Raw genomic sequence first — 9,381 nt, forward strand, 5'->3', positions numbered from 1 at the left:
ATCCTGGCGACCTCGACGCCGAACAACACGTTCCCTGCGACGGCTGTCGAAATCCAGAACCGCCTCGGCATGCATCACGGCTTCGCCTTCGACATGCAGGCCGTCTGCTCGGGTTTCGTTTATGCGGTCGCCACCGCCGACCTTTATATCCGTGGCGGCCTGGCCAAACGCGTCCTAGTGATCGGCTCGGAAACATTCTCGCGCATCCTCGACTGGAGCGATCGTTCGACCTGCGTGCTGTTCGGCGACGGCGCCGGCGCGCTGGTTCTCGAGGCGGAAGAGGGCGCGGGCGCGATCACAGATCGCGGCGTCTTGGCGGCTAGCCTGCGCTCGGACGGCGCGCACAAGGACAAGCTCTTCGTCGACGGCGGCCCTTCGACCACGGGAACCGTCGGTCATCTCAGGATGGAAGGCCGTGAAGTGTTCAAGCATGCGGTCGGCATGATCACCGACGTCATCGAGGCGACCTTCGGCGAGGCCGGCATAACGGCGCAGGACCTCGACTGGTTCGTGCCGCATCAGGCCAATAAACGGATTATTGACGCTTCCGCCAAGAAGCTCGGGATTGCCGAAGAGAAAGTGGTGGTCACCGTCGATTTACACGGTAACACCTCGGCTGCATCGGTGCCGCTCGCTCTCTCGGTGGCCGTCGCCGACGGCCGCATCAAGAAGGGCGACCTTGTGCTTCTCGAGGCGATGGGTGGAGGTTTCACCTGGGGCGCCGTATTGCTCCGCTGGTAAGTGCCGAACTCGCCGGTTCGGTTCTTGACCTTGCCGGATCAATTACTTAGGCTCTGCCTTTACCTGTATCGATTTACGTTTTTGCGAGCAGATGGGACGGTCGCATGGGGGGAAAGACACTTACGCGTGCCGACCTTGCTGAAGCCGTTTATCGGAAGGTTGGCTTGTCGCGAACTGAATCGGCGGAGCTCGTCGAGGCCGTCCTGGATGAAATCTGCGAAGCCATCGTTCGCGGTGAGACGGTGAAGCTGTCTTCCTTCGCCACCTTCCATGTCCGCTCCAAGAACGAGCGCATCGGCCGCAATCCCAAGACGGGCGAGGAAGTGCCGATCCTGCCGCGCCGGGTGATGACGTTCAAATCGTCGAACGTGCTCAAGAGCCGGATCCTGCGTTCGCACCAGAACAGCAAGGGCAAGGGCGGCAAGTAGTTTGCTGGCGAATGCGGTTGAAAACCGCCGGCGGTTTTGACGCCGGGCTTGAATATCGTTTCATAAATCGCTGAAATAAGGTGCGATTCGGCACCATGCCCGGATCGTGGTCCAGTGTGGAGGATTGGCCCATGGACAAGAGCCCCGACGCTTTCCGCACCATCAGCGAAGTCGCGGAAGACCTCGACCTGCCGCAGCACGTGCTGCGTTTCTGGGAGACGCGCTTCACCCAGATCAAGCCGATGAAGCGCGGCGGCGGCCGGCGCTACTACCGGCCGCAGGACGTCGAGCTGATCAAAGGCATCAGGCATATGCTCTACGATCAGGGCTATACGATCAAAGGCGTGCAGAAGCTGTTGCGCGAGAACGGCAATCATTTTCTGGTCGCCATCGGCAATGGCGACATGGCCGCAGTGGAGGCGATCGCCCAGCGCCGCCAGGCCGAGCAGGTGCCGCTGACGGCGGCCGCGCAGCCGCGCGGCGACGAGGACGCGCTGGTCGGCCAGCCGAAGGTGAAGCCCAGCCGCCGTTTCTTCGGCCTCGGCAAGAGCGACGACGAAGGTCCGGTCCAGCCCGACTCTTCGAAATTGTCGCGTGACAATCGTGCCTTGCTGCAGGAGGCGTTGTTCGACTTGCTGGAATGCAAGCGCCTGCTCGACCAGGTCCGTTGAACAGGTCATCTTCGACTTGATGCCGCGCAGTCGGCCCGCCGGAACTGGCTCGTCGTCCGCGCGTTAGGCCTTCTCGAAGAGAAGGACAATAAGCATGGCATCGTTTTCGACCCTCTCCGACCTTGATATCGACAGCCAAGTCGCGGCGCTTTCGCGGCAGTTGCACGATCTCAAGAAGGTTTTGGCCAGGCGCGGTGACGCCTATTACGAGGATGGCCGCGAGGCGGCGTCCGACTATTATTCGCACCTTGCCGATCGCCTCCACGAGGCGTTGCCGGCGATAAGGCGCAGGGGCAGGGCGATCGAGCGTACGGCGCGCGATCATCCGGCGACCACCGCCGCCGTCGGCCTTGTCGTGGTCGGATTGCTTGCCGGTCTTCTCATCAGCCGCCGCTGATCCTTTGGAATCGCTATGGAAATGGCGGCCGCAAAATGCGGCCGCCATTTCCATGCCGCGGGTGGCGATCAGCGAGCGAGCTTGATTTTGCTCTTCTGGTCGAACTGAACCGTGGCCGGGCGGCATTTGCCATAGACGGTGCCCGAAGAATCGGTGGCGTCGACATAGGTGCCCTTGCAGTTGGCCTTCAGTTGGGAGCACGGGCCCTGGCCTTTGCAGATCGGGCCGTCACTGCCGGGCAGAATGCCCGCGAAGGCCGGCGCCGAGACCGAGCCGAAAGCCGAGACGATGAGAGCCGCGGCCAGGGTGATACGCTTGAAGTTGGTCATTTGCACATTTCCTTCCATTGGTTGTCGGGATCGCCTTCTCCCGGCGTCCCGTTGGGTTGAGGAGCGCCTTCGCGGCGCCCATGACCGCTTAGTGCTGCCCGCAATGGAAAGGTTCATATGCCGCACGATTTTTTCGTTTGGCCGGCGATATCAGCGGATTGGAGGAGCCTGGGAGCGGCTCTCGTTGGCGGCGCCTCGGCATGGAAGCGGCCCACTCCGCCGCCAGCTTGTCGATCAGCGTCACGAACGGCGGATTATGGTTGACGTTCCTCCGCCACAACGTCAGCTCGTTATGGCTCGTCGGGGATGGGATTTGGCAGATAGCCGAGCTTGATGGCGAAGCGTCAGGACGACGGGAGCAACCGCCGGCACTAGGCGGTGTCTGGCCGGCAGATCAGCGCGGGCCCCATCACATGCATTCCGGCATGGTTCGATGTCACCGGATGTCAAAGCGCGTCGCGATCTTTCAGATTCGCCCTCCGCGCTTCAGGTTATTGATTCTACGAATGTCTTTGTCCCAAAACCGGTCCCCACTTTCGGGAGACATGCTTTAAGCGGAAGAAACCCGATGGGAAGGCTGGGCCGTTCGACAAGCGAAGGCCTGTCTTCCCATCGGCAGAAGGGAAGGATCAGGCCTTCTTCGGAGCCATCTTCTTGTGGTGGTGATGATGGTGGTGATGGTGATGATGAACGCGGTGATGATGCCTGCGGTGATGGCGATGATGGTGATGCTTCTTCATCGGAGCCGCGTCGGCGCTGGTGGCGCCGAGGATCGGCATCGTGAATGCCAGGGCCAGAGCCAGCCCGAGCGCGGAGAGGAGGGACTTCTTCATGACTTCGTTTCCTTTTACGCGGGCGTTCAGAGATCCACCGGAGCAAATCGGTGACCCAAGCCTCGCGATAGGGACTATCCTCCTGGTTTTTTTCGACAATTTTTCCCAAATGTAGATTTTTGTTTCTGGATTGTTTCTGGGAAGCCCTCTCTCGCGCCGCATGCCCGGCCTGACGGGCGAAGACCGAGCGATTTCTGGAAATCCGAGGATGCGGCCTTACATAGGTGGCGCGACGCCGTGATTCCCCACCACGACCCGGTTGGCGACGAGCTTGCCGTCGCCGCTGCGCTCGGCGTTGACGAACACTGCGACGCCCGGCGTGAGATCCGCCGGCGTGGCGGCGGCGAATGTCACGATCGGTGTGGTCTGCGGGATCGCGATCTGTTTCTTCTGGCCGTTGTCATAGGTGAGCGTGACCGTGCGGCCCTCGATCTCGGTGACATCGGCGACGGTACCGTTGGTCATGCGGCTATTGGGCTGCAAATCCCAGTCGCGATCGCCTTCACCCGTACCCTTCAGAGCGGCAGGAAAGATCACGACCTCAAGCGCGCCGCTGCCCCCATCGGCCTTGGATATCGAGGCGATGCCGAGAAAATCACCCTGCTTGATATCGGCTGCCGATGCCTTGGCGACACCTGAAATCTTCCAGCCGTCGGCAAGCGTGATCGCATCGGTCTTGCCGTTGCGGTCCTTGACCGTCAGCGTCGATCCGGCAAGGCTGACGACAGTGCCTCGAACACGTGTGGCATCCGCCGCCCATGATTGCGTCGCGCCGATGACGCTTGAGATTGTGCCAAGCACAATTGCGAACGATTTCAAATTCATGGCATCTGGTCCTTCCGGGAAACTTCCGGCGCCGTCTGTCGGCCACCGGTGACGCCAAGCTAACGAATCGGGACGTCGAAAATGCCGGCGAATCCGGTCTCGGACCTTCAAAAGAACTTGATTGAGCGCTGCGCGACCTTACATTGTGGAGACCTGAGGCACGGCCAAAACGCCGCTTCACGATGGCGTGACGCCGCATCGGTGCTCTTGGCAAATCATGTGTTAACGAGCATTCTCCCGCCCGTCTCAGGCAACACCATTTCATCAGACCCTGTTTCATCCCAAGGAGTTGCCATGCCCAACACCGCACGAAACGCTGTTTCCAACAACATCATTGCCGCGTCCGGCCTCAACCCGTTGAAAGCCGCTCGCGAGACGAGGGGATATACGATCGAGGAACTCTCTTTGACCTGCGGCCTGGCCGTCGGCGAGATCATCGACATCGAGGATGGCAAGGACGCCGACCCCGCCAAGCTCCGGCGCATCGCTTCGGCCCTGCAGATGCCGGAAGAGGAATTGATTAGCGTTCAGGCCGAAGAGAATCGACCCACCCAGCAATAGAGACGCGAAAAGCGCCCATCGAGGAGCCCGCCGGGATTTTGCCCGGTGGGCTTTTTGGTGCCTGCACAGCGCAGGCGCGCTGGCTCTTGCCAAGATCGGCCGCATCATGCGATTCGCCACCGCTGCTGCTCGCCCAATTCCAGGAAAAGTGTAAGCGGTTTTCCGTCCGGAATTGCGTAAAAACAAAGAGATAGTGTGTTTCGCCGTTTCCGTGAAACGGTGAAACGATTCGACAGGCCTGATGAGGAATTCACATGAGCTTGGAATCGGTTCGCGCCTTTTTTGCCGAGCACGCGCCGGACGTGGAAGTCATCGTCACCGAGGCAAGCTCGGCCACTGTTGCGCTGGCGGCGGAGGCGCATGGCGTCACCCCGGCGCAGATCGCCAAGACGATCTGCTTGCGCGTCGGCGACGAGACCATGCTGGTGGTGACCAGCGGCATCGCCCGGCTCGACAATCGCAAATTCAAGGACAGGATGGGCGGCAAGCCGCGCATGCTGGGTGCCGAGGAGGTGCTGGCCGTCACCAGCCATCCGCCGGGCGGCGTCTGCCCGTTCGGCCTTCCGGCGCCGCTGCCGATCTATTGCGACCTGTCGCTCAAGCCTTTCGACGAAGTCGTACCCGCCGCCGGCGCCACCAATGCTGCGGTGCGCATCACGCCGCAGCGCATGGCCGATCTGGTCGGCGCCGTATGGGTCGACGTTTGCCAGTAACAATTCCCGCCTAGATATCTGTTTGCGGCCCGCGAAAGGGCTGCCGCGCGGCTTTGACCGGCGCCCCGGCGCGCGAGCGCTCGCCTCTATTTAGCTCGGCATGGCGCGCTAGCCGTCGGCGTGTTTCGCCGTTGCGCCCCGACCAATTCGAAAAGCGTCGACCGATGGTCAAATTCTGGACATTAGTCTTGACAGAAATACATATGTTCAATACCGGTCAAGCAACCGAACAGCATGCGATATGGGAGGAATACACGGTATGGCGTCCAATGTTTCGTTGACGGGCCTTGCCCGCGATCTCGATGAACGAGCCAAGTCCGGCAAGCCTATTCGCATCGGCCTGATCGGCTCCGGCGAAATGGGCACCGACATCGTCACCCGCGTCGCCCATATGTCCGGCATCGAGATCGGTGCCATCTCCGAATTGAACCTTCCCGCGGCCAGCAAGGCCGTCGATATCGCTTTCCAGGAAACCGGACACGCGCGGGAAGTGTCGAGCGCCTCGGCAATGACCTCGGCCATGGAGGCCGGCAAGATCGCCGTCACCAACGACTCCAGCCTGATCATCGGCAACGACCTGATCGACGTGGTCATCGACGCGACCGGCGTTCCAGCCGTCGGCGCAGAGATCGGCCTGCGCGCCATGGAGCACGGCAAACACCTGGTGATGATGAATGTCGAAGCCGACGTCACCATCGGAGCCTATCTCAAGAGCGAAGCCGACCGCCTCGGCGTCACCTATTCGCTAGGCGCCGGCGACGAGCCGTCTTCCTGCATGGAGCTGATCGAATTCGTCTCCGCCATGGGCCACCCGATCGTTGCCGCCGGCAAGGGCAAGAACAACCCGCTCAACATCGACGCCACGCCTCCGGACTATGAGGAGGAGGCGAAGCGCCGGCATATGAATGTGCGCATGCTGGTCGAATTCGTCGACGGTTCGAAGACCATGGTCGAGATGGCGGCGATCGCCAACGCGACAGGACTGGTTCCCGACAAGCCCGGCATGCACGGCCCGTCCGCGACGCTGGGCGAATTGTCCAAGGTGCTGGTGCCGCAGAAGGATGGTGGCGTGCTGTCGAAGGTCGGCGTCGTCGACTATTCGATCGGCAAGGGCGTGGCGCCGGGCGTCTTCGTCGTCGCCGATATGTCGCATCCGCGCATTTCGGAGCGCATGGAAGACCTGAAGATGGGCAAGGGCCCGTATTTCACCTTCCATCGCCCCTATCATCTGACCTCGCTGGAAGTGCCGCTGACCTGCGCTCGCGTCGTGCTCTACGGCAAGGCCGACATGGTGCCGCTGGCGAAGCCCGTGGCCGAGGTCTGCGCGGTCGCCAAGAAGGATCTGAAGCCGGGCGACAAGCTCGATGCCATCGGCGAATATTGCTATCGCGCCTGGATCATGACGGCGCCGGAAGCCCATGCTGCGCGGGCCATCCCCTGCGGCCTGCTGCAGGGCGGATCCGTCACGGCGCCCATCAAGAAGGGCGAGCTCATCACCTATGCCAACGCGGCGCCCGCGCCGGGCTCGAAGATCGCCGAGCTGCGCGCCCGCCAGGACAAGCTCGTTTACGGCGCTGTGGAGGCGTGATCATGGCCGGAGCCAGCAAAGCCGTCGTGGATAGCCGGGCCAACCTGCCATTCGTCTATCGCCAGTACAGTCCGGAGCAGCTCAGGCAGGTGCTTCATAAGATGTATCTCATCCGCCGCTTCGAAGAGGGCGCGGAAGAGTGCTACATGCGCGGCCTCATCCATGGCACCATGCATTTGTCGATCGGCCAGGAAGCCAGCGCCATGGGCATCTGCATGCCGCTTGCCGAGGATGACCAGATCACCTCGACGCATCGCGGCCATGGTCATTGCATCGCCAAGGGCGCCGAGGTCAGCCGCATGTTCGCGGAGTTCTTCGGCAAGACCACGGGCTACTGCAAGGGCCGCGGCGGCTCCATGCACATCGCCGATGTCGCCAAGGGCAATCTCGGCGCCAATGGCATCGTCGCCGGCGGTATTCCGATCGCGGTGGGTGCTGCGCTTTCGTCCAAGAGGATGAAGACCGGCAAGGTCGTGGTCTCCTTCTTCGGCGATGGCGCCAACAATGAAGGCGCTTTCCACGAGGCGCTGAACATGGCGGCGATCTGGAAGCTGCCGGTGATCTTCGTGTGCGAGAACAACGGCTACGGCATGTCGACCTCGACGGCGCGTTCGACCGCGGTGAAGAACATCGCCGAGCGGGCGGCCGCCTATTCGATGCCGGGCGTCATCGTCAACGGCAACATCTTCTCCGAGGTCGCCGAGGCATCCTTCAAGGCGGTCGAGCGGGCGCGCGCGGGCGAGGGGCCGACGCTGATCGAATCCAAGACCTACCGTCATCGCGGCCATTCCAAGAGCGACCGCAACCGCTACCGCACCAAGGAAGAGATCGAGGATTGGATGGCGAACCGCGATCCGATCACGCTGTTCGAGACCGAGCTGCGCGATTTTGGCTTCATCGACGACCAAGGCATCGAGGCGATCCGCGACGCGGTCGCCAAGGAGATCGCCGACGGCATCGAGTTCGCCAAGGCGAGCCCGGCGCCCGAGATCGCCACTCTTCAGAACTACGTTTACACGGAGCAAGCGTGATGGCCGCCGCGGTGCGTGAACTGAGCTACGCCCAGGCGATCCAGGAAGCCATGGCGATCGCCATGGACATGGACGAGCGCGTCTTCCTGATGGGCGAGGATATCGGCGTCTATGGCGGCGCATTCCAGGTGACGGGCGATCTGGTCGAGCGCTACGGCACCGACCGGGTGATCGACACGCCGATCTCCGAACTGGGCGGCGCCGGCGTCGCGGTAGGCGCGGCCGTCACCGGCATGCGGCCGATCTTTGAATTCCAGTTCTCGGATTTCGCCACACTCGGCATGGAGCAGATCGTCAACCAGGCGGCCAAGATGCGCTTCATGCTCGGCGGCGAGGTCTCGGTGCCGGTGGTGATGCGCTTTCCGGCCGGCTCCGGCACGGGCGCCGCCGCGCAGCACAGCCAGAGCCTGGAGGCCTGGCTCGGCCATGTGCCCGGCTTGAAGGTCATCCAACCGGCAACGCCGCACGATGCCAAGGGCATGCTGCTTGCCGCGGTCGCCGATCCGGACCCGGTCATGATCTTCGAGCACAAGCTGCTCTACAAGATGAAGGGCCATGTGCCCGAGGGCCACTACACCGTTCCGATCGGCAAGGCCGAAATCCGCCGCGAGGGTCGCGACCTCACCATCGTCGCCACGTCGATCATGGTGCAGAAGGCGCTCGATGCTGCGGCAGCACTCGAAGGCGAGGGTCTCGACATCGAAGTGATCGACCTGCGCACGATCCGACCGATAGACCGGCAGACCGTCATCGACAGCGTGAAGAAAACCTCGCGCCTGCTCTGCGTCTACGAAGCGGTGAAGACGCTCGGCATCGGCGCGGAAGTGAGCGCGCTGGTCGCCGAGAGCGAGGCCTTCGATTACCTCGATGCGCCGATCGTGCGCCTCGGCGGCGCCGAGACGCCGATCCCCTACAATCCGGATCTGGAAAAGGCGACGGTGCCGCAGGTTCCGGACATAATCACCGCTGCCCGCGACCTCGTGAAAGGGGTCCGCTGAGCGATGCCGACAGAAGTCATTCTTCCCAAGGTCGACATGGACATGGCGACCGGACAGATCTCGCGCTGGTTTGCCGAGGAGGGCGCTCACGTCAAGAAGGGCGACGTGCTCTTCGAGATCGAGACCGACAAGGCGGCGATGGAGATCGACGCGCCGGCCAGCGGCACGCTGCGCAACGTCACCGGCAAGGAGCGCGTCGATATTCCCGTCGGTGAGCCCGTCGCCTGGATCTATGCCGACGACGAGGTTTATGAGGCCAAGCAGGG

The 9,381-nt window shown here is 62.4% G+C and carries 13 protein-coding genes; 10 read left to right on the forward strand and 3 right to left on the reverse strand.

Annotated elements, in window-relative coordinates; genetic code table 11:
• The 4 genes from EOD07_RS11795 to EOD07_RS11810 all read left to right on the forward strand — a co-directional run.
• On the forward strand, nt 1-741 hold a 741-nt coding region (locus tag EOD07_RS11795), incomplete at its 5' end, for a beta-ketoacyl-ACP synthase III (RefSeq protein ID WP_164772191.1).
• A gap of 104 nt (nt 742-845) precedes the next feature.
• Nucleotides 846-1,169 (forward strand): integration host factor subunit alpha, encoded by a 324-nt coding sequence (locus EOD07_RS11800; RefSeq protein ID WP_023815657.1) that lies wholly within the window; start codon nt 846-848, stop codon nt 1,167-1,169.
• A gap of 131 nt (nt 1,170-1,300) precedes the next feature.
• Nucleotides 1,301-1,840 carry a MerR family transcriptional regulator gene (locus EOD07_RS11805; protein WP_040983239.1) on the forward strand — a complete coding sequence of 180 codons (540 nt, stop codon included), beginning with the start codon at nt 1,301-1,303 and terminating at the stop codon, nt 1,838-1,840.
• A 94-nt stretch (nt 1,841-1,934) separates the two neighbouring features.
• A complete protein-coding gene (locus EOD07_RS11810) occupies nt 1,935-2,237 on the forward strand; it encodes a DUF883 family protein (protein WP_071074741.1) in 303 nt (100 codons plus the stop codon).
• Nucleotides 2,238-2,305: 68 nt separating this feature from the next.
• Here EOD07_RS11810 and EOD07_RS11815 read toward each other — a convergent pair whose 3' ends face one another.
• From EOD07_RS11815 to EOD07_RS11825, 3 genes are all read right to left on the reverse strand, one after another.
• Nucleotides 2,306-2,566, reverse strand: a complete 261-nt coding sequence (locus tag EOD07_RS11815; RefSeq protein ID WP_127235577.1) for a hypothetical protein — start codon at nt 2,564-2,566, stop codon at nt 2,306-2,308.
• A gap of 629 nt (nt 2,567-3,195) precedes the next feature.
• Nucleotides 3,196-3,399 (reverse strand): hypothetical protein, encoded by a 204-nt coding sequence (locus tag EOD07_RS11820; protein ID WP_082037105.1) that lies wholly within the window; start codon nt 3,397-3,399, stop codon nt 3,196-3,198.
• A 216-nt stretch (nt 3,400-3,615) separates the two neighbouring features.
• Nucleotides 3,616-4,224 (reverse strand): hypothetical protein, encoded by a 609-nt coding sequence (locus EOD07_RS11825; protein WP_127235582.1) that lies wholly within the window; start codon nt 4,222-4,224, stop codon nt 3,616-3,618.
• A 294-nt stretch (nt 4,225-4,518) separates the two neighbouring features.
• Between EOD07_RS11825 and EOD07_RS11830 the strand changes: the two genes are divergently transcribed.
• From EOD07_RS11830 to EOD07_RS11855, 6 genes are all read left to right on the forward strand, one after another.
• Nucleotides 4,519-4,785 (forward strand): helix-turn-helix transcriptional regulator, encoded by a 267-nt coding sequence (locus EOD07_RS11830; protein WP_127235578.1) that lies wholly within the window; start codon nt 4,519-4,521, stop codon nt 4,783-4,785.
• A 254-nt stretch (nt 4,786-5,039) separates the two neighbouring features.
• Nucleotides 5,040-5,498 (forward strand): YbaK/EbsC family protein, encoded by a 459-nt coding sequence (locus EOD07_RS11835; protein ID WP_127235579.1) that lies wholly within the window; start codon nt 5,040-5,042, stop codon nt 5,496-5,498.
• A gap of 259 nt (nt 5,499-5,757) precedes the next feature.
• A complete protein-coding gene (locus EOD07_RS11840; protein ID WP_041006385.1) occupies nt 5,758-7,086 on the forward strand; it encodes an NAD(P)H-dependent oxidoreductase in 1,329 nt (442 codons plus the stop codon).
• 2 nt (nt 7,087-7,088) lie between these two features.
• Entirely contained in the window at nt 7,089-8,117 is a 1,029-nt protein-coding gene (locus EOD07_RS11845) for a thiamine pyrophosphate-dependent dehydrogenase E1 component subunit alpha (RefSeq protein ID WP_073989593.1), read from the forward strand.
• Nucleotides 8,117-9,115, forward strand: a complete 999-nt coding sequence (locus EOD07_RS11850; RefSeq protein ID WP_127235580.1) for an alpha-ketoacid dehydrogenase subunit beta — start codon at nt 8,117-8,119, stop codon at nt 9,113-9,115. The genes EOD07_RS11845 and EOD07_RS11850 overlap by 1 nt, the downstream gene beginning before the upstream one ends.
• 3 nt (nt 9,116-9,118) lie before the next feature.
• Nucleotides 9,119-9,381, forward strand: a 263-nt coding sequence (locus EOD07_RS11855) for a biotin/lipoyl-containing protein (protein ID WP_127235581.1), incomplete at its 3' end; no start/stop codon positions are given.

The sequence above is a fragment of the Mesorhizobium sp. M2C.T.Ca.TU.002.02.1.1 genome, from assembly GCF_003997225.1.